Source organism: Tenacibaculum sp. SSH1-16 (genome assembly GCF_040104435.1).
GTDB lineage: Bacteria > Bacteroidota > Bacteroidia > Flavobacteriales > Flavobacteriaceae > Polaribacter > Polaribacter mesophilus.
On sequence record NZ_JBECOV010000017.1, the window covers coordinates 1 to 22,079 of the forward strand.

Annotated in this window: 21 protein-coding genes and 3 tRNA genes; 9 read left to right on the top strand and 15 right to left on the bottom strand. The window is 32.1% G+C overall.

Annotation, left to right across the window (positions count from 1 at the left end; genetic code table 11):
• Positions 1–412: 412 nt before the first annotated feature.
• The 4 genes from ABMY20_RS15100 to ABMY20_RS15115 form a co-directional block, all read right to left on the bottom strand.
• Positions 413–634: a hypothetical protein gene (locus tag ABMY20_RS15100; RefSeq protein ID WP_349265689.1), complete on the bottom strand. Its 222-nt coding sequence runs from the start codon at positions 632–634 to the stop codon at positions 413–415.
• A gap of 152 nt (positions 635–786) precedes the next feature.
• Entirely contained in the window at positions 787–3,204 is a 2,418-nt protein-coding gene (locus ABMY20_RS15105) for a heavy metal translocating P-type ATPase (protein ID WP_349265690.1), read from the bottom strand.
• 86 nt (positions 3,205–3,290) lie between these two features.
• Positions 3,291–3,851 carry an AraC family transcriptional regulator gene (locus tag ABMY20_RS15110; protein ID WP_349265691.1) on the bottom strand — a complete coding sequence of 187 codons (561 nt, stop codon included), beginning with the start codon at positions 3,849–3,851 and terminating at the stop codon, positions 3,291–3,293.
• 160 nt (positions 3,852–4,011) lie between these two features.
• On the bottom strand, positions 4,012–6,570 hold the full coding sequence (locus ABMY20_RS15115; protein ID WP_047789771.1) for an ATP-dependent Clp protease ATP-binding subunit: 2,559 nt from the start codon (positions 6,568–6,570) through the stop codon (positions 4,012–4,014).
• Between the two features lie 308 nt (positions 6,571–6,878).
• Between ABMY20_RS15115 and gyrA the strand changes: the two genes are divergently transcribed.
• Positions 6,879–9,380: a DNA gyrase subunit A gene (gene gyrA / locus ABMY20_RS15120; RefSeq protein WP_047789770.1), complete on the top strand. Its 2,502-nt coding sequence runs from the start codon at positions 6,879–6,881 to the stop codon at positions 9,378–9,380.
• 16 nt (positions 9,381–9,396) lie between these two features.
• The gene (locus ABMY20_RS15125) at positions 9,397–10,635 is read left to right on the top strand and encodes a tetratricopeptide repeat protein (RefSeq protein ID WP_173361126.1); all 1,239 of its coding nucleotides are present in this window, start codon (positions 9,397–9,399) and stop codon (positions 10,633–10,635) included.
• An 88-nt stretch (positions 10,636–10,723) separates the two neighbouring features.
• Here the strand turns inward: ABMY20_RS15125 and ABMY20_RS15130 are convergent, their stop codons facing one another.
• Together ABMY20_RS15130 and ABMY20_RS15135 are read right to left on the bottom strand one after the other, a co-directional pair.
• Positions 10,724–11,497: a C40 family peptidase gene (locus ABMY20_RS15130; RefSeq protein ID WP_073181379.1), complete on the bottom strand. Its 774-nt coding sequence runs from the start codon at positions 11,495–11,497 to the stop codon at positions 10,724–10,726.
• 25 nt (positions 11,498–11,522) lie between these two features.
• On the bottom strand, positions 11,523–12,698 hold the full coding sequence (locus ABMY20_RS15135; RefSeq protein WP_349265692.1) for an acetyl-CoA C-acyltransferase: 1,176 nt from the start codon (positions 12,696–12,698) through the stop codon (positions 11,523–11,525).
• Between the two features lie 207 nt (positions 12,699–12,905).
• Here ABMY20_RS15135 and ABMY20_RS15140 point away from each other — a divergent pair, with 207 nt between their 5' ends.
• From ABMY20_RS15140 to ABMY20_RS15160, 5 genes are all read left to right on the top strand, one after another.
• Positions 12,906–14,948 carry an HDIG domain-containing metalloprotein gene (locus tag ABMY20_RS15140; RefSeq protein ID WP_349265693.1) on the top strand — a complete coding sequence of 681 codons (2,043 nt, stop codon included), beginning with the start codon at positions 12,906–12,908 and terminating at the stop codon, positions 14,946–14,948.
• Positions 14,949–15,039: 91 nt separating this feature from the next.
• A tRNA-Ser gene (locus tag ABMY20_RS15145) sits at positions 15,040–15,121 on the top strand.
• 24 nt (positions 15,122–15,145) lie between these two features.
• Positions 15,146–15,220, top strand: a tRNA-Pro gene (locus ABMY20_RS15150).
• Positions 15,221–15,227: 7 nt separating this feature from the next.
• A tRNA-Arg gene (locus ABMY20_RS15155) sits at positions 15,228–15,301 on the top strand.
• A 115-nt stretch (positions 15,302–15,416) separates the two neighbouring features.
• A complete protein-coding gene (locus tag ABMY20_RS15160; RefSeq protein WP_349265694.1) occupies positions 15,417–16,865 on the top strand; it encodes a site-specific integrase in 1,449 nt (482 codons plus the stop codon).
• A gap of 899 nt (positions 16,866–17,764) precedes the next feature.
• Here ABMY20_RS15160 and ABMY20_RS15165 read toward each other — a convergent pair.
• Together ABMY20_RS15165 and ABMY20_RS15170 are read right to left on the bottom strand one after the other, a co-directional pair.
• Entirely contained in the window at positions 17,765–18,166 is a 402-nt protein-coding gene (locus tag ABMY20_RS15165) for a hypothetical protein (protein WP_349265695.1), read from the bottom strand.
• Between the two features lie 95 nt (positions 18,167–18,261).
• A complete protein-coding gene (locus ABMY20_RS15170; RefSeq protein WP_349265696.1) occupies positions 18,262–18,450 on the bottom strand; it encodes a type II toxin-antitoxin system HicA family toxin in 189 nt (62 codons plus the stop codon).
• A 181-nt stretch (positions 18,451–18,631) separates the two neighbouring features.
• Here ABMY20_RS15170 and ABMY20_RS15175 point away from each other — a divergent pair, with 181 nt between their 5' ends.
• Together ABMY20_RS15175 and ABMY20_RS15180 are read left to right on the top strand one after the other, a co-directional pair.
• Positions 18,632–18,934, top strand: a complete 303-nt coding sequence (locus ABMY20_RS15175) for a hypothetical protein (RefSeq protein WP_349265697.1) — start codon at positions 18,632–18,634, stop codon at positions 18,932–18,934.
• A gap of 55 nt (positions 18,935–18,989) precedes the next feature.
• Entirely contained in the window at positions 18,990–19,406 is a 417-nt protein-coding gene (locus tag ABMY20_RS15180; RefSeq protein ID WP_349265698.1) for a hypothetical protein, read from the top strand.
• Here the strand turns inward: ABMY20_RS15180 and ABMY20_RS15185 are convergent, their stop codons facing one another.
• From ABMY20_RS15185 to ABMY20_RS15215, 7 genes are read right to left on the bottom strand one after another with little or no spacing between them, the layout of a single operon-like run.
• Entirely contained in the window at positions 19,407–19,694 is a 288-nt protein-coding gene (locus ABMY20_RS15185) for a hypothetical protein (protein ID WP_349265699.1), read from the bottom strand.
• Positions 19,691–20,104 (bottom strand): hypothetical protein, encoded by a 414-nt coding sequence (locus tag ABMY20_RS15190; protein ID WP_349265700.1) that lies wholly within the window; start codon positions 20,102–20,104, stop codon positions 19,691–19,693. Before ABMY20_RS15190 ends, ABMY20_RS15185 begins: the two co-directional genes overlap by 4 nt.
• A gap of 38 nt (positions 20,105–20,142) precedes the next feature.
• Complete coding sequence (locus tag ABMY20_RS15195; RefSeq protein ID WP_349265701.1) at positions 20,143–20,472, bottom strand: hypothetical protein; 330 nt, start codon at positions 20,470–20,472, stop codon at positions 20,143–20,145.
• A gap of 27 nt (positions 20,473–20,499) precedes the next feature.
• Positions 20,500–20,793 (bottom strand): hypothetical protein, encoded by a 294-nt coding sequence (locus ABMY20_RS15200; protein WP_349265702.1) that lies wholly within the window; start codon positions 20,791–20,793, stop codon positions 20,500–20,502.
• Positions 20,794–20,796: 3 nt separating this feature from the next.
• On the bottom strand, positions 20,797–20,931 hold the full coding sequence (locus tag ABMY20_RS15205) for a hypothetical protein (protein WP_349265703.1): 135 nt from the start codon (positions 20,929–20,931) through the stop codon (positions 20,797–20,799).
• A gap of 8 nt (positions 20,932–20,939) precedes the next feature.
• Entirely contained in the window at positions 20,940–21,284 is a 345-nt protein-coding gene (locus ABMY20_RS15210; RefSeq protein ID WP_349265704.1) for a hypothetical protein, read from the bottom strand.
• A gap of 10 nt (positions 21,285–21,294) precedes the next feature.
• Entirely contained in the window at positions 21,295–22,077 is a 783-nt protein-coding gene (locus tag ABMY20_RS15215; RefSeq protein ID WP_349265705.1) for a DNA adenine methylase, read from the bottom strand.
• Positions 22,078–22,079 lie beyond the last annotated feature (2 nt).

Sequence of the window (22,079 nt, forward strand, 5' to 3'; positions counted from 1 at the left end):
TCGGGTCGACACCCCAAGCCTAATCGGGTCGACACCCCAAGCCTAATCGGGTCGACACCCCAAGCCTAATCGGGTCGACACCCCAAGCCTAATCGGGTCGACACCCCAAGCCTAATCGGGTCGACACCCCAAGCCTAATCGGGTCGACACTCCTTGCCTAAGGGGAGTGTCATTCACTGCCTAAGGAGAGCAACTTCAAACAACAAAAAAGGTAAAATATTCGTATTGTGTAGAAAAATGTTTGTTAGGTGCTGTGGTGTATAAAGAAACCATTTATAAAAAATAAATACACCCCAAAGAGAGGTGTATTAAAGTATAAAGTTTTATAAACAGTTAATTTAACAGCTTACAAAAGCACAGATGTTCTTGTTTGTTTCAATTTGTACCGTAAGTGAGAGTCGTGTACTTGCTTTTATACTAAAGGTTCAGCTTTAAAACCTTTACTTTTTACAATAGCAATTACTTCATCCGCAGTAATTCCTTTAGAACTTGCGGTAAGAACTTTATCATCAAAATTAGTATCTACATTCCAATGGCAAATACCTTCAGCATTGTCTAAATCAGCTTGAACTTTTGATACACACCCTCCGCAGTTAAGGTTTGTTTTGAATTTTAACTCTTTATTATTTTCCATTATATTAAAAATTTATTTGTTATTGAATACCGCAAATTTCAGCACAACGGGACTGTTTGTTGTTGTACAATTTTAAGATTGATTTGTGAGATTTACAGATTTATTAAGTGAGGTTTAAAACGTTCCGACACTTGCTAGTGCCGAAACACTTGTTACTTTTTCCATTTTAATCGTAAGCTATTGCTAACCACACTAACACTACTCATAGCCATAGCTGCACCGGCAATCATAGGGTTTAATAAGAAACCATTAAATGGATATAAAATACCAGCTGCAATAGGTATACCAATAAGGTTATAAATAAATGCCCAAAATAGGTTTTGTTTAATGGTAGCCACCGTTTGTTTTGATAGTTTTATAGCCTGCGGAATTTTACTTAGGTCAGATGATATAATGGTCATTTTAGCAACATCCATCGCAATATCACTACCTTTTCCCATGGCAATACTTACATCAGCAGTAGCTAGGGCAGTACTGTCGTTAATACCATCACCCACCATAGCAACGGTTTTTCCTTGTTGCTGTAACTCTTTTACAAAATCAGCTTTGTGTTGTGGTAATACTTCAGCTTTGTAATGTTGAATACCTGTTTCTTCTGCAATAGATTTTGCGGTAGCTTCGTTATCACCTGTAAGCATGTATAATTCAATATCCATAGCTTGTAGTTCCTTAATAGCTTGTACTGAGGTTTCTTTTATTTTGTCTGAAATAGCAAGTACAGAAAGTGCCTCTTTGCTATTAGCAAACCAAATAACGGTTTTAGCTTGTTTGCTCCATTCGTCTGCCTGTTTTAAAAGTTCGTCCGCTATGGTAACCTTATTTTCAGCCAATAACTTTTTATTACCCACAAAAAAGGTTTCTCCATTATAATCAGCCTTAGCACCTTTGCCCGTAATACTGTCGAAATTTGTTAGTTGGGTAGTGGCAGTATCTCCTAAAAACTTTACAACAGCTTCTGCTAATGGATGTTCAGATTTTTTCTCTATACTTAAAAGTATGTTCTTAGCAGTATCGTTATTCTGTAACCAAGATATACCAGTAACTTCTGGCTTTCCTTCGGTAATAGTTCCTGTTTTATCTAAAATAATAGCGTTTACTTTTTTAGCAGACTCAAGGCTTTCAGCATCTTTAATTAAAATACCTTTTTCGGCACCTTTACCAACGCCGACCATAATAGCGGTAGGTGTAGCCAGACCTAGAGCACAAGGACATGCAATAACCAATACGGTGATGGCTGCTAATAATCCTTGAACCACTCCGTTATCACCACCTAAAATAAACCATATAATAAATGTAATAACAGCAATACTCATTACTACAGGTACGAAAATACCTGCAATTTTATCAACCAATTTTTGTACAGGAGCTTTACTACCTTGTGCATCTTGTACCATTTTAATAATTTGAGCCAGCATGGTTTCTTTTCCAACCTTAACAGCTTTGAATTGGAAACTTCCTTTCTGATTAATGGTTCCCGCAAACACTTTTTCATTTTCTTCTTTTAGTACCGGAACAGGTTCACCACTTAACATGCTTTCATCTACATACGAGTTTCCTGTAGTAACCATACCATCTACCGCAATTTTTTCTCCTGGTTTAACAAGAATAGTATCATTTACGTTCACATTTTCAATAGGGGTTTGCTTTTCCGTTCCGTCAGGTTGTATCACAACCACAGTTTTAGGTTGTAATCCCATCAATTTCTTAATGGCAGATGAGGTGTTTCCTTTGGCTTTTTCTTCCAATAGCTTTCCTAACAGAATAAATGCGATGATAACTGAAGCTGCTTCAAAATATACATGTGCTTCTAATCCTCTAGATTCCCAAAACTTAGGAAACAACATATTGAATACACTAAAAATATACGCTATACCTGTACTTAAAGCGACCAAAGTGTCCATGTTTGCAGAACGATGTTTGGCTTGCTTCCATGCATTGATAAAAAAGTCTTTACCAAACCATAATAACACGGGGGTAGAGAAGGCCCACATAATAGGGTTAGCGTAAGGCATGTTCATAAAAAACATACCAATAACAACTACAGGCAACGAAAGTAATACCGACCACATGGTTTTGGTTTTTAGTTGCTTGAACTTCTTTTCATGAATAGCTTCGAGTGTTTCTTGTTGTTTGGTTTCATCTTCAATTAACAAATCATAACCCGCACCTTGTACTGCTTTTTGCAGTTTTGTAGCATTGGTCATGTTTGGAAGATATTCTACCGTTAAATTTCCATTAGCAAAATTTACCGAAGCATTTACTACACCTGGTTCGTAGCTAACAATACTTTCAGCACTTCCTGCGCAAGAGGCGCAAGTCATACCTAATACTGGAAATACTTTTTTAACAGTGGTTACACCGTAGCCCAAATCTTTTATAGCGGTAACGGCGTTCGCAAGAACTTCTTCGTTAGTAACCGTAATAGCAGCTCTTTGGTTGTTTAGTTCTACTTTATGGGTTTCAATTCCTTCAACATGTGCTAACCCTTTTTCAACGATTAAAGCACAGTGTTCACTTTCCACACCTTCTAGAGGTAGGTAAATGATATCTTTATTGTTATTTGTTGCCATTTTTTTACTGTATTAATTGTACAATACAAAGTTGGCATTAAGTTAGAGAAAATTTATTGTGGAATTTTGGAATTGATTTATAAGATTTACACCTCGTCTAATGGTTTTCTTCTGTCTTTACGGATTTTTTTAAAGTGACTCGGCGTTAATCCTGTAACTTTTTTAAACTGATTGCTTAAATATGCCACGCTTGAATAGTGTAAACGGAAAGCAATTTCACTTAATGATAATTCATCGTAAACAAGTAGTTCTTTTACCTTTTCTATTTTTTGAGCAATAAAATACTTTTCAATAGTAGTACCTTCTACTTCTGAAAAAAGATTGGATAAGTAATTATAATCGTGATGTAGTTCGTTGCTTAATAGTTCAGATAGATTGATTTTTGTTTCACTTTCTTGATGGTGTACCAAATTGATGATTAAGTTTTTTATCTTTTCAATAATGCGCCTTTTTTTATCATCAATAATCTCGAAGCCTAAATCAAGTAAAACCTTGTCCAGGCTTTCTTTTTCATCTGAAGTAAGTTCTTTTTCTAGTATAACCTCACCTAATTTAATGCTTTTTACACCAACACCTAATTTATCTAATTCATTTTGAATGACTAGGATACAGCGATTGCAAACCATGTTTTTAATAGTGAGCGTCATAGTATTTTTATTATAGTTTGTTAGGTTTACAAAGATAAGGATAAGTGCTTGCTATGAATCAAAAATTATTCCAATCTTATAACTATAAACACTACGATAGTATTGCTAAGGTAGGAGATAAAAAAATCCCGAGTATTTTTTACTCGGGATTTTTGTTTTATTAATCCTCGTCTATTTCAGTACGAGTTTCAGTAGGTTTTTCACCTTTTTCTATTTTAATAATGAGTTTTTGCTCAGGCTCATTTAAGTCCATAAAGATAGCGTCACCTTCATCTAGTTTAGAGTTAACAATTTCTTCAGCTAGTGCATCTTCAATATACTTCTGAATGGCTCTTTTTAATGGACGAGCTCCGTATTGTTTATCAAAACCTTTATCAGCAATATAATCTTTAGCCTTATCGCTTAACGTAAGCTTATAACCTAAATCATCAATACGTTTTAGTAATTTATCTAATTCAATATCAATAATTTTATGAATGTTTTCACGTTCAAGAGAGTTAAAAATTACAATATCATCAATACGATTTAAAAATTCTGGAGCAAAAGATTTCTTTAAAGCACCTTCAATAATACTTTTGGCATGGGCGTCTTCTTGTTCTTTTTTAGAAGAAGTTCCGAAACCAACACCACCACCAAAATCTTTTAGTTTACGAACTCCAATATTTGAAGTCATGATAATAATGGTGTTTCTAAAATCTATTTTTCGACCTAAACTATCAGTTATATGCCCGTCATCTAAGACTTGTAGCAGCATATTAAATACATCAGGGTGTGCTTTCTCAATCTCATCTAATAAGATTACAGAATAAGGTTTACGACGTACTTTTTCAGTTAATTGTCCACCTTCTTCGTAACCAACATATCCTGGGGGCGCACCTATTAAACGAGAAATAGCAAACTTCTCCATGTACTCACTCATATCAATTCTAATTAAAGAATCGTCAGAGTCAAATAACTCACGAGCTAATACTTTTGCTAACTGTGTTTTACCTACACCCGTTGAACCTAGAAAGATAAAAGAACCAATTGGTTTGTTAGGGTCTTTTAACCCAACACGGTTACGCTGTATAGCTTTTACTACTTTGGTAACAGCTTCATCTTGACCAATTACTTTACCTTTTATTAATTGAGGTAATTCTGCTAAACGACTACTTTCTGCTTCGGCAACACGATTTACAGGAATTCCTGTCATCATCGATACTACTTCAGCTACATTATCTTCAGTAACAGTTTCTCTATGTAGTTTAGAATCTTCTTCCCATTGCTGTTGTGCAGACTCTAAAGCTGTTTCTATATTTTTTTCGTCATCACGAAGCTTTGCAGCTTCTTCGTACTTTTGTCCGCTTACCGCTTTAGTTTTGCGTCCTCTAATTTCTTCTAGTTTCGCTTCTAATTCTAAAATTTGTTGCGGAACTACAATGTTTGTAATATGAATTCTCGATCCAGCTTCATCTAAAGCATCAATAGCTTTATCTGGTAAAAAGCGATCAGTCATATAACGGTTGGTTAATTTTACACAGGCTTCAATAGCTTCATCAGTAAAAGAAACATGATGATGCGATTCGTATTTACCTTTGATATTGTGTAGAATTTGTATGGTTTCTTCTACGGTAGTAGGATCTACAATTACTTTTTGAAAACGACGCTCTAAAGCACCGTCTTTTTCAATATTTGTTCTGTATTCATCTAAAGTAGTTGCACCAATACATTGAATTTCTCCTCTGGCTAAAGCAGGTTTTAACATATTAGAAGCATCTAACGAACCAGTAGCTCCACCAGCACCAACGATGGTGTGAATTTCATCAATAAAAAGAATAATATCATCGTTCTTTTCAAGCTCATTCATTAAAGCTTTCATGCGTTCTTCAAACTGACCTCTGTATTTTGTACCAGCAACTAAGCTAGCTAAGTCAAGAGAAACGATGCGTTTGTCGAATAGAATTCGTGATACTTTTCTATCTACAATACGTAAAGCTAACCCTTCTGCAATAGCAGATTTACCAACACCTGGCTCTCCAATAAGCATTGGGTTATTCTTTTTTCGTCTACTTAAAATCTGAGAAACACGCTCAATTTCTTTTAAACGACCTACAACAGGATCTAACTTTCCTGAAACAGCTAAGGCTGTTAAATCACGCCCAAAGTTATCTAAAACTGGAGTTTTAGATTTTTTAACTTGCTTTCCTTTTTGAGGTTGTTGCCCGTAAGGGTTTGATTTTTCGTCAGCAAATTCATCATCAGAAGGTGTTTCCCCTATAGGAGAAATAAACGAGTCATCATCTACGTGTAGTTCTTTGTACAAGTTTTTAGCCTGCTCATAGTCTACATCATACTTTTGAAGTAATTTAGTAGTAGGATCATTTTCGTTGCGCAAAATACATAATAACAAATGTGCAGTATCTATTGCATTGCTTTGGTATAGTTTAGCTTCTAAAAAGGTTGTTTTTATAGCTTTTTCTGCTTGTCTGGTAAGGTGTAAGCTCTTTCTTTGAGGGCTTGAAAAAGATGGGGTTGTCGGATTTAGTTTTTCTAGTTTATTACGCACTAAATCTAAATCAACATCAAAAGTTGTTAATATTTCAATGGCTTTTCCATCACCTTTTCTAATCAAACCCAACAAAAGATGTTCTGTTCCAATAAAGTCATGACCTAGTCTTAAGGCTTCTTCTTTACTGAAAGTAATTACATCTCTAACCTGTGGTGAAAAATTATCGTCCATATATTTATTTTCTATCTCTGTAAAGTTAGTAAGTTTTTTTCTTAAAAATTACAAAAAAGATGCCAATAGTTTTTAACTGACATTCTGACGAGTAAATTAAGAAATTATTGTTTAATATAACATATAAAATTGTTAATAAATAAACGTAAAACAGTTAGTATATTTTTTGTGTAAAACTGAGGGTTGTAGTATCTTGCAATGTTTTAGAAAATGCGGAGAACTAGAAAGCATTTTAAAAAGTGGGTTTTATCAAGTGTAAAATTCACTTTTTTGACGAAAATAAATACTAATATTTTAAAAGAAAATATATGACAGATGGCGAAAAGTTGATTCCTATCAACATTGAAGAGCAAATGAAGTCAGCATACATCGATTATTCAATGTCGGTGATAGTATCGAGAGCGTTACCAGATGTAAGAGATGGTTTAAAACCAGTGCATAGAAGAGTTTTGTTTGGTATGCATGAATTAGGAATTAAATCCACAGGAGCATATAAAAAATCTGCAAGAGTTGTAGGAGAGGTATTAGGTAAATATCACCCACACGGAGACACCTCGGTTTACGATTCTATGGTACGTATGGCTCAAGATTGGAGTGTACGTTATATGATGGTTGATGGGCAAGGAAACTTCGGTTCTGTTGATGGAGATAGCCCTGCAGCGATGCGTTATACAGAGGTGCGCATGCAGAAAATATCAGAAGAGATGTTATCTGATATAGAAAAAGATACTGTAGATCATAAATTAAACTTTGATGATACGTTACAAGAACCAACAGTACTTCCTACACGTATTCCTAACTTATTAGTAAATGGAGCTTCTGGTATTGCAGTAGGAATGGCAACAAACATGGCACCGCATAACTTAACAGAAGTTATTAACGGTACTGTAGCATATATTGATAATCGCGACATTGAAATTGATGAGTTAATGCAACACATCAAAGCGCCAGATTTTCCAACAGGAGGGATTATTTATGGTTACGATGGAGTAAGAGATGCTTTCCATACAGGTCGTGGACGTATTGTAATGCGTGCTAAAGCAACTATTGAAGAAGTTAAGGGACGTGAATGTATAGTTGTTACTGAAATTCCTTACCAAGTTAACAAAGCAGAAATGATTAAGAAAACTGCTGATTTGGTTAATGAAAAGAAACTGGAAGGTATTGCAAGCATTCGTGATGAATCTGACCGTAAAGGAATGCGTATTGTTTATATATTAAAGCGAGATGCAATTCCTAATATCGTTTTAAATAAACTATTTAAATACACACAATTACAAACATCATTTAGTGTAAATAATATAGCTTTAGTTAAAGGGCGTCCTGAACAGTTAAACTTAAAAGAGTTAATCCATTATTTTGTAGAGCATAGACATGAAGTAATTGTTCGTAGAACAGAGTTTGAATTAAAGAAAGCAGAAGCACGTGCACATATTTTAGAAGGATTAATTATTGCTTCTGATAATATTGATGAGGTAATTTCTATTATTAGAGGTTCTTCTAACGCAGATGAAGCACGTGAAAAATTGATAGAGCGTTTTGAATTAACAGAAATTCAAGCACGTGCTATTGTTGAAATGCGTTTACGTCAGTTAACAGGACTAGAACAAGATAAGTTACGAGCAGAGTATGATGAAATTATTAAGACTATTGCCGATTTAAAAGATATTCTTGCAAATGAGCCGAGACGTTATCAAATAATCAAAGACGAACTATTATATATCAAAGAGAAATATGGTGATGATCGTCGTTCTGTAATTGAGTATGCAGGAGGAGATATGCGTATCGAAGACATGATTCCTAACTCTAAAGTTGTTGTTACTATTTCTCATGCAGGTTATGTAAAGCGTACAAATTTAGATGAATACAAGGTTCAGAATAGAGGAGGGCGTGGACAAAAAGGTGCAACTACTCGTAATGAAGATTTCTTAGAACATTTATTCGTAGGTACTAACCATCAATATATGTTATTCTTTACTCAAAAAGGAAAAGTATTCTGGATGCGTGTATATGAAGTTCCAGAAGGAGGAAAGAATACCAAAGGTAGAGCAATTCAAAACTTAATAAATATCGAGCAAGACGATAAGGTAAAAGCGTTCTTAGTAACAGGTGATTTAAAAGATGAAGATTATATCAATAATCATTATGTTATTATGGCAACAAAACGAGGTCAGGTTAAGAAGACGCCTTTAGAACAATATTCTCGTCCAAGAGCTAATGGTATTAACGCAATAACTATTAAAGAAGGTGATGAGTTACTAGAGGCGAAGTTAACTACTGGAGATAGCCAAGTAATGCTAGCACTTAAATCGGGGAAAGCAATTCGTTTTGAAGAAGCTAAAACACGTCCAATGGGAAGAACAGCTTCGGGAGTTCGTGGTATTACATTGTCGCATGAAAATGATGAGGTAATTGGTATGGTTGCTGTTAATGATATGGAAAGTAATATCTTAGTTGTTTCAGAAAAAGGATATGGAAAGCGTTCTAAATTAGAAGATTACCGTATAACGAATCGTGGAGGTAAAGGAGTTAAAACGTTGAATATATCAGAAAAAACTGGTAATTTAGTCGCTATCAAGAATGTAGATGATTCAAACGACTTAATGATTATCAACAAATCAGGACTAACAATTAGAATGGCAGTGGAAGATTTACGTGTTATGGGTAGAGCAACTCAAGGAGTTAAACTGATTAACATTAAAGATAATGATGATATTGCTGCTGTAGCAAAAGTAATGCATGAAAAAGATGAAGAAGAAGATGGCATGGAAATTGAAAATGAAACAAATGATAGTCAAGAACAACAATAAATAAATCATAACAAAAATGAAAAAACAAATCTTAGCCCTTTCTTTAGGATTAATGTCGTTAGGGGCATTTGCTCAAAAATCAGAACTTAAAGCTGCTGAGAAAGCTATAAAAAAACAAGATTTTACAACAGCATTAAATACTTTAAATGCTATTGAAGGATCTTTAATGATGAACGGAGAAGATAAATATAAATCTAAATTTTATTTCTTAAAAGGTAAAGCATTAGCAGCAAAAAAAGATTACAAGAATGCTGGTGAAGCTTTCAATGCTTTAATAGCAATGAAAGAAAACAAGTATACAGATGAAGCTAAGCCTATCTTAAATCAGATGATTCAAGAAGTTTCTAAAAAAGCGGTTGATTTATATAATAATAAAAAGGATTATAAAAATGCAGCTGAAGACTTCTATTTGACATATGTGTTAAGTCCTACAGATACATCTTTTGCTTATAATGCTGCAGTTGCTGCTACCCAAGCTAAAGATTATGATAAAGCGATTGAGTACTATAGAGAATTACAAAAAATAGGTTACACAGGTATTGAAAAGCAATATGTAGCTACAGATAAAACTACAGGAAAAGTTGAAAGTTTTGGAAATGACAAGGCAAGAAGAGACTTAATGGTAAAAACAGGAAACTATGTAAAACCAGACGTAAAATCTTCAGATTCAAAATCAGCAACAATTGTTAAAAATGTAGCTTTAATTTTAAAAGAGCAAGGAAAAACAGATGAGGCTATTGCAGCTTTTAAAGATGCTCGTGCTTCTAATCCAAAAGATTTAAATTTAATTTTAAACGAAGCTCAACTATATGTTGACATGGGTAAAATGGATAAGTTTGGAGAATTGATGAATGAAGCTGTAGCTTTAGACCCTGAAAACCCAACATTATATTATAATTTAGGTGTTGTAAATTTCAATGAAGGTAGAATGGATGATGCGAAGAAGTATTACACGAAGGCAGTTGAGTTAAAACCTGATTATGCAGATGCTTATATGAATTTAGCAGTAGTAGTTTTAGATAAAGAAAAAGCTATTGTAGAAGAAATGAATAAAAACTTATCAAATTTTAAAAAATATGATGAGTTAGCAGCTAAACAAAAAGAAGTTTATAAGGAAGCAATCCCATTTTTAGAAAAAGCAGATAGTTTAAATAGAAATGTAGATACTGTAAAAACTTTAATGAATTTATATGAGGTGTTAGAAATGAGTAATAAAGCGGCTGAATATAGAGACTTATATAAATCAATGCAATAGTAGTAGAAAAATTAGTTGTAAAAAAAACCGAAATTTTAGAATTTCGGTTTTTTTTATAACTAATTTATAAGGTAATCTGTAAAACTATTTATTCAACTAAACGCTTAATTACTCTAAGTTTGTGTGTGTGTTGATGTGTATCAATATTATAAATACCGCTATGATCCAACTTGTCAATACGAACTTTTCCATGAGCGTGTATAATGTTGTAATCATTCATAATAATCCCAACATGGGTAATAATACCTTCTTCATTATCAAAAAAAGCTAAATCACCAGGCTCACTTTCCTCAATAAAACTCAAAACTTCACCTTGAGTTGCTTGTTCCTTTGCATCACGTAGAAGGTTGTATCCACATAATTTATATACTGTTTGAGTAAACCCAGAACAATCAATACCAAAAGGCGATTTACCTCCCCATAAATAAGGAACATTTAAGAATAAGAAAGCGGTTTCTACAATTGCAGATTTTGCTAGTTTACTATTGCATACTTTGCCCTCATATAAAAATGAGGAATTATTAATGTTAATTTTATTGTCTTTAAATAAAGGAAGTCGAGCTCCCATAGGAATAGTAGTTAAATTACTATTATTATCAGTAATAAAATCAATTAATTCACCGGCATAGTGTTTTTTTTCTTTTAATAAAAGACTGTGTACCTCTACTGAAATTTCTTCATATTGTTTATTGTCAACATATCCTTGATAACCATCAAAAGCTAACCGTATTTTACTCCATTTTTTAGTTTTTTCTAAAACTTCAAAGTGCTCACCAAAAACAACTTGATTTACCATTTCTGAAGCATCAGAAGGCTCTGATCGAAGAGGTACAATACTTAAATTACAAATTCCGAAAGACATCTACTGGTTGGGGCTTTTAAAAAAATTATACTCTTTCAATAACCATTGCACTAGCACCACCACCACCGTTACAAATACCGGCAGCACCAATTTTAGCGTTATTTTGTTTTAATATTGAAGTTAAAGCAATAATAATTCTAGCTCCTGAAACGCCTAATGGGTGTCCTAATGAAACGGCACCACCATTAACATTTACTTTATCAGTAGATAATCCTAAGATTTTCATATTTGCTAAACCAACTACAGAAAAAGCTTCGTTTAACTCAAAATAATCAACATCATCAATAGAAACTCCAGCTTTAGCTAAAGCTTTAGGTAATGCTTTTGCAGGAGCAGTTGTAAACCATTTTGGTTCATGAGCAGCATCAGCATATCCTTTAATTTTAGCTAATGGAGTTAAGCCTAATTCAGCAGCTTTATCTGCAGACATTAATACTAAAGCAGCTCCTCCATCATTAATTGTGGAAGCATTAGCAGCAGTTACTGTACCTTCTTTTGTAAATGCAGGACGTAAAGCAGGTATTTTTTCCATTTTTACATTCTTGTATTCTTCATCTTCAGAAAAGATAATAGGCTCACCACGACGTTGAGGTATTTCAACAGGAACAACCTCATCTGCAAATTTTCCTTCGCTCCACGCTTTAGCAGAACGGTTATATGATTCAACTGCAAAAGCATCTTGATCCTCTCTTGAAAATTTATATTCAACAGCACATTCATCAGCACAAACTCCCATAGCTACTTGTTCGTAAGCATCCACTAATCCATCTTTCTGCATTCCATCTTCCATTTTAATAGGTCCAAATTTTGAACCTGTTCTGGCGTGTTGGTAATGAGGAATCATACTCATGTTTTCCATACCTCCAGCTACAACTATTTCGGCATCACCTAAAGTGATAGTTTGTGCAGCTAACATTATAGACTTCATTCCTGACGAACAAACTTTATTTACAGTAGTACAAGGCACAGTATCTGGTATTCCTGCAAAGATTGCCGCTTGACGAGCTGGAGCTTGTCCTAAACCTGCCGAAACAACATTACCCATAAAAACTTCTTCAACCATTTCTGGTTTTAGGTTAATTTTATCTAAAGCTCCTTTAATGGCTATAGCACCTAATTTAGGTGCAGGGGTAGTTGATAATGTTCCTAAAAAACTACCAATTGGAGTTCTTGCAACCGATACTATTACTACTTCTTTCATGTGCTACTATTTGTTAATTTTTTATTTATCCCAATAACCAAAAGTGACTAAAATAATAAAGCTGTTAAGTGCTTAATAACTATTTTCTGCTATTAATTTCATGTATTGGGTGAATTGTATTAAGATTTGTTTTGCGAAAATAACCATTTTATGCCAAGTACTCAAATAATAGAGAAAGGTTATATTTACATTTTATAAAGATCAAAAATGAACGACTTAATTAACAAACTGTACAAAAATAATACTGTAATTTACAAAGCATTATTGTTTTTGATTACGGTAATTGCTATAGTATATTTATTTCCTAAAGGTGGGCAGTTTAAGTACGATTTTAGACAAGGAAAACCTTGGCAATATGACAATTTATATGCTCCTTTTGATTTTGCTATTCAAAAAACTACAGAAGAAATAGAAGAGGAAAAAAACGAACTTAAAAATAGTTCAAAAAAATATTTTGTAGTTGATACATCGATTAAAGAAGAGGTAACTCATTCATTTACGAACCAAGTTAAGAGTATTGACTCATTATCAACAAACGTAATTAGAGACATAATTAGAGAAGGAGAGAAGCTTATAAATAAAATTTACGTACATGGTTTTTTAGATGATGCAAGCATTGATAAAGCAGATAGAGAAGATGTGATAGTTTTACGTAAAGGAAACTCCATTGATGATGTTCTGTTTTCAAGGTTAGTACAATCAAAAGATATTTTAAGCTTTTTAAGAACAAATACAGAGGGACTTCAGTACTATAAACAACGCCTGTTAATAAACTATTTGTCAAATAATTTGCGCCCTAACGTAACCTATGATTATAAATACAGTGAAAAGGAGTTAAATGAACGTTTTCAAGGTATTTCTTATGCTAAAGGAAAGGTTTCAAAAGGAGAATTAATTATTTTAAAAGGAGACATTGTTGAAGGAAGGAAATATAATGTCTTAAAGTCGTATGAAGTAGCGTCAAGCTCTAGAATTTGGACAAAATCTAATTATTATTGGATTGTATTCGGATACACAATTTTAGTAGCCTTGGCATTGTTAATGTTATTATTATTTTTAGAAAGATATAGGTTTGAGACTTTTAATGATAACAATAAAGTAACTTTTATTTTCTTCAATATCTTTTTAATGATTTTTGTACAAACTATGGTGGTAAAATACAATTCTGGTTATTTGTACGTAGTTCCGTTAAGTATTTTACCAATTGTACTAAAAGCTTTTTTTGATGCCAGATTAGGTTTATTTACTCATGTACTTACCGTATTGTTGTTAGGATTTATTGTACCCAATAGTTTTGAGTTTATTTACTTACACATTATTGCAGGGATTGTAACTATATTAACGGTTTCTGAACTGTATAAAAGAGCAAGTTTATTTATGTCTATTGGACAAATTACGCTAATTTACATGGTTACTTATTTTGCCTTTTCTATTCTAAAAGAAGGGAATGCAGATAAGATAAATTGGATGTACTTTGGGTTATTTGCAGCAAATGGATTGTTGTCGTTCTTAGCAGTGTTTTTTATCTATTTTTATGAAAAGCTTTTCGGATTGGTTTCTGATGTAACATTATTAGAGCTTTCTAATACAAATTCAAAACTATTAAGAGATTTAAATGAAAAAGCTCCAGGAACGTTCCAACATTCAATGCAGGTGGCTAATTTAGCTGAAGCAGCAGCGAATGAAATAGGAGCGAACTCTATGTTAGTAAGAACAGGAGCTTTGTATCATGATATTGGTAAAATGGTAAAACCAATGTATTTTACCGAAAATCAATCCACGGGAGTTAATCCACATAATGATTTATTACCAGTAGATAGTGCACGTATTATTTTAGATCATGTAATTAACGGAATAGAAATAGCAAAAAAATATAAACTACCAGATAGAATTATAGACTTTATTCGTACACACCATGGAACAAGCGTTACCTATTACTTTTATAAACAAGAACAAGAAAACAATCCAGATGTTGATATTCAGAAGTTTCAATACCAAGGTCCAATTCCGTTTTCAAAAGAAACAGCTATTTTAATGATGTGTGATGCAGCAGAAGCTGCTTCTAAAAGTTTAAAAAATCCGACAGCACAATCGATAGATGTATTAATTGATAGGATTATAGACAAGCAAAAAAACGATAATCAGTTCATAAATTCAGATATTACTTTTAGAGAGATAGAAAAAATTAAAAAAATTATAAAGAATAAGTTGATGAATATCTATCACTTACGTGTTGAGTATCCAGAATAGGTGATTTTTTTAGCAAAAAAATTTGTAGAAACGTATATATAGTTATACATTTGCACTCGCAATTTTTAATTCACGTTTCGACAAGAATTAAGGAGAGGTGGCAGAGTGGTAATGCAGCAGCCTGCTAAGCTGTCATCCTTCGGGATGCCCGGGTTCGAATCCCGGTCTCTCCGCAAAAAGTTGTAGATGACACTAATCGGGGTGTAGCGTAGCCCGGTCATCGCGCCTGCTTTGGGAGCAGGAGGTCGCAGGTTCGAATCCTGCCACCCCGACAACAATGGTCGCGTAGCTCAGCTGGATAGAGCATCTGCCTTCTAAGCAGACGGTCACAGGTTCGAATCCTGTCGCGATCACTTCAAAACCTCAGTATTACTGGGGTTTTTTTGTATCTGTACTTTTCGTAGCTTTGTAAAAATTACGTGTTTTTACGTGTTTTTAAATGTATTTGTAGGACTAAAGTAGGACTGTATGAAAGGGAAAATTAAATTAGATATAAAAAAAGGTAGATTAAGAAAAAATGGATTTCCAGTAATTATAGAGCTATTTCATAAAAAACAAGTTCGTTTTAACCTTGGGTTGTATTTTTTTGAACATGAATGGGATTTTGAAAAAGAAGAGCCAATTAATGATAAAAGAAGTATTTTATTAATACGAAAAAAGAAATCATTACTAGATGACTTAATATTTTCTTCACTTACTGATAATTCTATTTCAACCGATTATATAAAAGCTGTATTACTTGATGAAGCTCCAATAGAAAAAGGAGAGTACGATTTTTTTTCATTTGCTAAAACATTAATGGATGAAATGATTAAAATGAAAGATGCTAAAGGTTTTGACAAATATGGAAATGCGAATGTTTACAGAACTGCAACAAATCAGTTAAAGCTTTTCAGAGAAAAACTTTTATTTAAAGAAATTGATTATAATTTTTTGCTGGGGTTCAAAAATTGGCAGATTAATAAAAATTCAAAACCTACAGCTAACACATATTTAAGGACTTTAAGAGCTATTTATAACGAAGGAGCAAGAAGAGGTTTAGTAAATGATATAAAACCCTTTAAAGACATTTTTAAGGGGATAACTCAAAAGCAAAACAGAACCAAAAAACGTCACATAAATTCTAACTCCATTTTTGTTTTAGAAAATATGATAGGTTTGCCTGAAGGACAACAAATAGCTGTTGATTTATGGTTATTACAGTTTTATCTAGGCGGACAAGACTTTAAAGATATTTATTACTTAGAAAATTATCAAATTGTAAAAAGTAGAGTTTTTTTTAATAGTGGTAGATCTAAACTAGATGGAAACGGTTATCAATTTGATTTAAAATTATTTGATAAAGCTCAGTCGATAATCAATAAATACCAAGTCGATGGAAGGTTTTGTTTTCCATGGAGAAAAGATTTTAAAGGGTATAAAGCATTTATTCGAAGAGTGCAGGAAAATTTAAAGAAGGTACAATCGAAATACAATGATCATGTTTTAAGAATTTCTAACCAAAATAAAGTAAAATACCATTTAATTGAGGTTCTACCGTTAGGAGGAAACTTATCTCCAAAAGTATCAAGACATACATTTGGAACTTTAGGTTCTAGACTATTTGTTGAACCTGATTTACTAAGGGCTCTTATGGGTCATGAAAGAGATGACGTTGATACTATTTATAAAGATGTGTACCCTGAGAATATAAGAGATGAATGGCATTATCGAATTATTGAGACTAATAATGTTAGTTTTGACTTCATGTATGTTTATGAAGTTGAGTATGTAACAAAGGATAAAAGTAATAGAGTAAAAAAATTTAAATATGCTAATAATATCCTTAGTAAGGAGCAATTAGAATACAATGGCTCTTCCAAATACTATAAATTGTCTAAGGAAGAAAAAATTGTAATAATTAGAGATGATTCTTAGTTTGTATTATAATATATACTTATATTTGATTTAAGTATATGGAGACGTCCATTAACTTTTTCTTTTTCATAGCAATTTCCACTCTTCGGAGTGGTTTTTTTTACTTTACCCTTACTATAACGTCTTCACAAAACATATTTAAATTCCAATTCATTCTACTACATACAAAATTTGATAACCTCCATGCCTGAGGCAAATCTTTTACCCCTCCTATTTCGTAAACTTCCTTAGTACATTTGTTTGTGTAAATTGCTGTCATAATAAATAATATTTTTATATTTCAAATATAAGCACTTATTAAAGAATAAAAAAATAATTCTTCATATATAAGCACATATTTTATATATTTGTTCTATGAATGATCGAATAAAAAAACTTTTTAGCTGTACTGTTAATAATAGGGTAGTTGTAATTGAAACTAACTTTCGTTTATTTCACAAACTCCTTAAAGTTGTAGAGCCCAATTGTAACTCTGATAGATGGTACATTGATAGATTTAAAGAAGATAGAGAATTCTCTCAAACTATAGATGGGAAAGTTTATCATTTTCAGAAACTAGTTTAAAACATTTTTGACTGTTTTAATTTACTTCTTTTAAATCTCTATAATTCTTCTTAAAGCTACATAAAATTCAAGATGTCAATGGTCATCATGCTATCTTTTTTGTTTTTGCTTTATTACTATTATTAAATTAGCAACATCTTAAGAGACGTTTTAAGTTCTTTTTTTATTAAAATGAAAATAAAATATTTAAGAAAGATTCCTGTATTAAAAACAGGAAATAAAAAACCCACTATATAGTGGGTTTAATACTTTTAAGTTTAAAAGTGTGTGTTTTGTGAGAGCTTAGTTTTTCATGTTCTGTTGTTCTTCCTATCCAACCTGCTAATTTTAATAGCTTAAACTAAAACGATATCTTCGATATCCGCTGCTAATCTATGTAAACCATTTGTGATTTGCAACATTTTTTCGCTAGAAAGCGGTGCCAAACCTTTTACATATTGTCTGAATAAACTTTTATTCAATCCTATATATTCGGCAAAGGCTGATTTATTGATAACGTTATAGTGTGTAAAAAATTGTTCTAAATCTACCGAATAATTAATTGTTGCATTTTTTAAATGGGACGCATCTTTTCCCATTTCCTCAAGATAATCAATTTCGTGTTTTAATGCTTCTTGTAACGCTTCTTTTAATTCGGCTATTGTAGCTTCTGTAGCTATTATACCGTCTACTTTTAGAATGTAACCTGAGAAACCTGTGTTAGTTTTCTCAATTACAGCTGTTAGCGCATTTGACATAATTGTTTGTGTTTTTGTGATGTTGTAATACTTTCCTGTTAGTTTTAAATATGAGATAAAAAAGTCTTTTTATAGCTTCCTAAAGGAAGCAGGGGTTATTTTAACCCTGCCTTCTTTAAGATACTGTTTAAGGTGCCTGGAGCTACTTCTTTACTTCCATGTCTTGGGATAGGGATTTGCCCCTCTTTGGTCTTGTGTCTGTACAAATCATGTCTAGAGCCATGTCTGTGCAGATACCAACCATCTGCTGAAAGTAGTCTTAACACCTCATTAATTTTCGCCATGTAAAATTATTTAGTTAATAAAAAGAACTTTAGATTTGACTCTCACCTCAAATCTGATACAAATATATAACAATTTTGTTATATAACAAAATTGTTATATTAAATTTTTTCTTTACAACTTATAAAACCTTAACAGATAATAGTTATTTATATTTTTGTGAATTAATAAACATTAATTTGAATGAATGTTACACTACTTGAAGAGCTTTGCAAAAAGCATGGTAGAATTGTTTTTGAGAACTTTAAAAGTTCTGTAGAAAATAATCCTTTCGGAAAAATAAACGAGGACATTGTTAGTGATTGTTTAGAGTTTGAAATCAACCAGGAGTTTGGAAGAGGTGTTTTAAAAGAATGGATAAAAACAAACAATCTGAACTCTAAAGCTCAGATTGATGTGGTAAGTGGTATTATTAATAATTACAAGGTAACGATTGTAAAGACTTCGTTATTTTGGGTTAAAAAGAAATATGGAATTAAAATTTAATACTACTGTTAATAAATTATTTTAAATTTATGATTATTTTTAATAGATATTGTCAATGACAAACCTTGTATTAACTTTTATTGGTGTGTTAATAGCTGTATTAACTTTTTATTTTCAATTTAATAAAGAACCTAAAAAGAAAATTTCCAATCTAAAAGAAATGGTGTTAGTGCAATTCAAAATAAATCAACAACTATCTATAGATCTTAAAAATTCTCTAAAAAGTTTTACTTCTAAAACAGGTTGCCATAATGAAATTTTTATACCTGGTTTTTCTTTTTCTCAGTATATCGAGTTGCTTGATGATTCACAAAAAACCAATTTATCTAATAAACTTTATCAAGAAATTAAAAAGAACAATATCGATAACGAACATTATTATCACTCAGCTTTAGAAAGTCTAAAAACTCAATACGAAAGCCTTAATATCCTATACAATGCTGTAAAAATCAAATTTGATAACATCTCATAACTACTGTTTAATTGCTTCAATAGTTTCTTTTATCCTGATTTCTTCAGTTAGTGATTCCGCTTTGATACATATATAACCATTCTCTTTTAACTCATCTAAAAGTTCATCTTCACGGAAATCAGATATTTTTTTGTGTTTCACATGATCTTCATCTACCATGTTCAAATAACTTTGAGCATAATCTTCAACATCCCAATCACAAATATTTTGCAGAATAAAAGTGTTGAAACAACCTTTATAATTTTCCCTAGTGTGAATTTTTCCGTTTAGTTTGATTTCGTTTATCATGATTTTTTCTGTTTTAGTGATTTAATTCTTTCGTTATATGGAATAGCGTATTTTTTGAAAAACTCATTTTTTTGATCTATTCCTTTACAAAGTTTGATTCCAATATCAATTAACCCATATTCAATACTTGGGTAGCCTTTTATTTGTTTTTCATGTAATAAAGAACGTTGAGTGTAAATTGACTTGTGTCCAGAATAAGCAGAATAAAAACTATCTACTTTATTTAGCCCATTTTCAACTGCATAACCATTATAATTTCCTTTCCATGAAACAATAAATTTTTCATCAGAATAATAACTTCCATCTTTATTTTTAAAAGCTTCGTCAGGGTTGCCTGCATCTAAAAGTGTAACTACCTTTTGTAGTGCTTTTTTTCTTGATGCTGCTATTTGTTTATTGTTGTATTTCATTTTCTTGCGATTTGGTACCGTAAGTGAAAACCTACAGATTAAATGTTGTTGCGAACTAATGATTCTATCATTGCAACAATAACTGCTGCACTTTGAATTAACTCCACACGACAAGGTGCTGGATTTTTAGATTCTGCTACTTCGGCAATTTCTTCAATCAAAATATCCATGTATGTTAACTCACCCGACTTAACTTTTCTATCCACCGTTCTACGAGCTTCTTCTTCAGATGGAATTTTATAATGCTCACACATTTCTGAGCCTTTCCAATCAATATATTTGTGATTTAAAATAGGGTGATTTTGAACGCCCCATTTAGCATCTTGTCTTTTTCTTTCTTCTCTAATTTCTTGTAAAATATTTTCCATGTTTTGCGTTTTTGCGTAGCTAGACAGCTACTGTTTGTTTGGTATTGACTCAGAATTATAAGTTTCGTTTACTAAATGTCTCTTTCTGTTTTGACATCCGTTATCATCACAATAATTCATTGTGCATTTTTCTTGTGGCGTTTCACAGAACGACCAAGGTTTTTTGGATTGGTTTAATTTTACTTCCATTTCGTCTATTTTTTTTAATCGGCTTATAAGTTGACGCTCTAACCAATTCTCATAAGTTTCTAACTCGTCGTTTTCATTACCTGTTGAAGTAGCGTTATAAGCGTTGTATAAGTATTGTTTGTTGTATTCCATTTCCTACTGTTTATTTGATTCTTCGTATTTTTTAACTAGTCTCGCGCTTAAATCTGCCATTTCAGCATCAGAAATTATCATTGCTAACCATAACTCTCTTATAGCGTTTTTACGTTTGTTGAACTTTGCCTTAGTCATAATTTCTACTATTTAATTAGTCTTTGTTTTTTATGTTTTAATCTTGGATAGAAAACTTCTTCGTCTCTATCATAAACATATTCCGTTTCACAACTAGAGCATTTTAAAACAGGAACATTATCTTCTACATCATCATCAAATTCAATATGATAATTAGTATGTTCAACATGATTACCACATTTTAAACAGTTTAACTCAGCAGTAACATTTACCTCAATATTAAAATCCCCATAACTCATTCCGTTTTTTACTGCTGATTCTAATTTTTTATTTCGCTTGATTATTTCGTCTCTATGATCCTGACGTGATAAATCAACCTTTTCTTTATTTATATAATCGAATGGTGTTTTCATATCTCTTTTATTACAGATTTAATGAATACGTTACCTTTTTTGGTTTTACGTAATTCGTGATTAATATTTCTTGTCTTATGTTTTTTAAATTTCTTCTTTCCTCGAGATAGATTACATTCATTTTGTAATCGGAAGCAAAATCTAAAACAGGTTCAGTTGCAAATTCAGACATTGCAGAATTAATACCTGAAGTATCCATTATTTTAAAACAGTCCTCAGTATCATTAACAGTCCATTTATTAACTTTGTAGGTGTGTTCTGTACCTAAGTAAACAGGATCTAGATAACACAAACAATCACTTTTAGGTGTTACTTTTTCATTAAATGAAATTTTACCTAATACCTTACGAAAATCAACGTTTGTAATTTTTGCGTTTTTAAGCATTTGAAAAGTTGGTTCAATACGATCAATTAAATTTCTTTTACAATGACCTATTCCAAGTCTTATAGTATCTCCCTTCCCCATGTAAGTGAAATTAGATAGCAATAAAAATCTAACCGCTTTTCTAACTGGATCTGTTTCTTCATTTTTTAGGTAGTACTTGATCAAACTTTCCGAAACTGGCAATAATTCCAATTGCTTTTTTAATTCTTCTTTTTGATCAAGCATTACCAAGTACAAATTTGTTACGTCTGAATCAGCATCATTAAGTATTGAAAACTTAGGAGTAGGCAAATAAAAATAACTACCACCTGCGCCAAAGAATAACTCAATTCTCATTCTATGAGGTAAAAAATTCGCATGAAGCTGTTTTGCTAATTTGCGTTTATTTCCTAGTCTTGTTAATACCACTT

What these genes read in the sequence shown, in the direction of transcription:
- ABMY20_RS15100 (WP_349265689.1), bottom strand. Translation starts at nt 634, where the DNA reads ATGGAAAATAATAAAGAGTTAAAATTCAAAACAAACCTTAACTGCGGA.
- ABMY20_RS15105 (WP_349265690.1), bottom strand. Translation starts at nt 3,204, where the DNA reads ATGGCAACAAATAACAATAAAGATATCATTTACCTACCTCTAGAAGGT.
- ABMY20_RS15110 (WP_349265691.1), bottom strand. Translation starts at nt 3,851, where the DNA reads ATGACGCTCACTATTAAAAACATGGTTTGCAATCGCTGTATCCTAGTC.
- ABMY20_RS15115 (WP_047789771.1), bottom strand. Translation starts at nt 6,570, where the DNA reads ATGGACGATAATTTTTCACCACAGGTTAGAGATGTAATTACTTTCAGT.
- gyrA (WP_047789770.1), top strand. Translation starts at nt 6,879, where the DNA reads ATGACAGATGGCGAAAAGTTGATTCCTATCAACATTGAAGAGCAAATG.
- ABMY20_RS15125 (WP_173361126.1), top strand. Translation starts at nt 9,397, where the DNA reads ATGAAAAAACAAATCTTAGCCCTTTCTTTAGGATTAATGTCGTTAGGG.
- ABMY20_RS15130 (WP_073181379.1), bottom strand. Translation starts at nt 11,497, where the DNA reads ATGTCTTTCGGAATTTGTAATTTAAGTATTGTACCTCTTCGATCAGAG.
- ABMY20_RS15135 (WP_349265692.1), bottom strand. Translation starts at nt 12,698, where the DNA reads ATGAAAGAAGTAGTAATAGTATCGGTTGCAAGAACTCCAATTGGTAGT.
- ABMY20_RS15140 (WP_349265693.1), top strand. Translation starts at nt 12,906, where the DNA reads ATGAACGACTTAATTAACAAACTGTACAAAAATAATACTGTAATTTAC.
- ABMY20_RS15160 (WP_349265694.1), top strand. Translation starts at nt 15,417, where the DNA reads ATGAAAGGGAAAATTAAATTAGATATAAAAAAAGGTAGATTAAGAAAA.
- ABMY20_RS15165 (WP_349265695.1), bottom strand. Translation starts at nt 18,166, where the DNA reads ATGTCAAATGCGCTAACAGCTGTAATTGAGAAAACTAACACAGGTTTC.
- ABMY20_RS15170 (WP_349265696.1), bottom strand. Translation starts at nt 18,450, where the DNA reads ATGGCGAAAATTAATGAGGTGTTAAGACTACTTTCAGCAGATGGTTGG.
- ABMY20_RS15175 (WP_349265697.1), top strand. Translation starts at nt 18,632, where the DNA reads ATGAATGTTACACTACTTGAAGAGCTTTGCAAAAAGCATGGTAGAATT.
- ABMY20_RS15180 (WP_349265698.1), top strand. Translation starts at nt 18,990, where the DNA reads ATGACAAACCTTGTATTAACTTTTATTGGTGTGTTAATAGCTGTATTA.
- ABMY20_RS15185 (WP_349265699.1), bottom strand. Translation starts at nt 19,694, where the DNA reads ATGATAAACGAAATCAAACTAAACGGAAAAATTCACACTAGGGAAAAT.
- ABMY20_RS15190 (WP_349265700.1), bottom strand. Translation starts at nt 20,104, where the DNA reads ATGAAATACAACAATAAACAAATAGCAGCATCAAGAAAAAAAGCACTA.
- ABMY20_RS15195 (WP_349265701.1), bottom strand. Translation starts at nt 20,472, where the DNA reads ATGGAAAATATTTTACAAGAAATTAGAGAAGAAAGAAAAAGACAAGAT.
- ABMY20_RS15200 (WP_349265702.1), bottom strand. Translation starts at nt 20,793, where the DNA reads ATGGAATACAACAAACAATACTTATACAACGCTTATAACGCTACTTCA.
- ABMY20_RS15205 (WP_349265703.1), bottom strand. Translation starts at nt 20,931, where the DNA reads ATGACTAAGGCAAAGTTCAACAAACGTAAAAACGCTATAAGAGAGTTA.
- ABMY20_RS15210 (WP_349265704.1), bottom strand. Translation starts at nt 21,284, where the DNA reads ATGAAAACACCATTCGATTATATAAATAAAGAAAAGGTTGATTTATCA.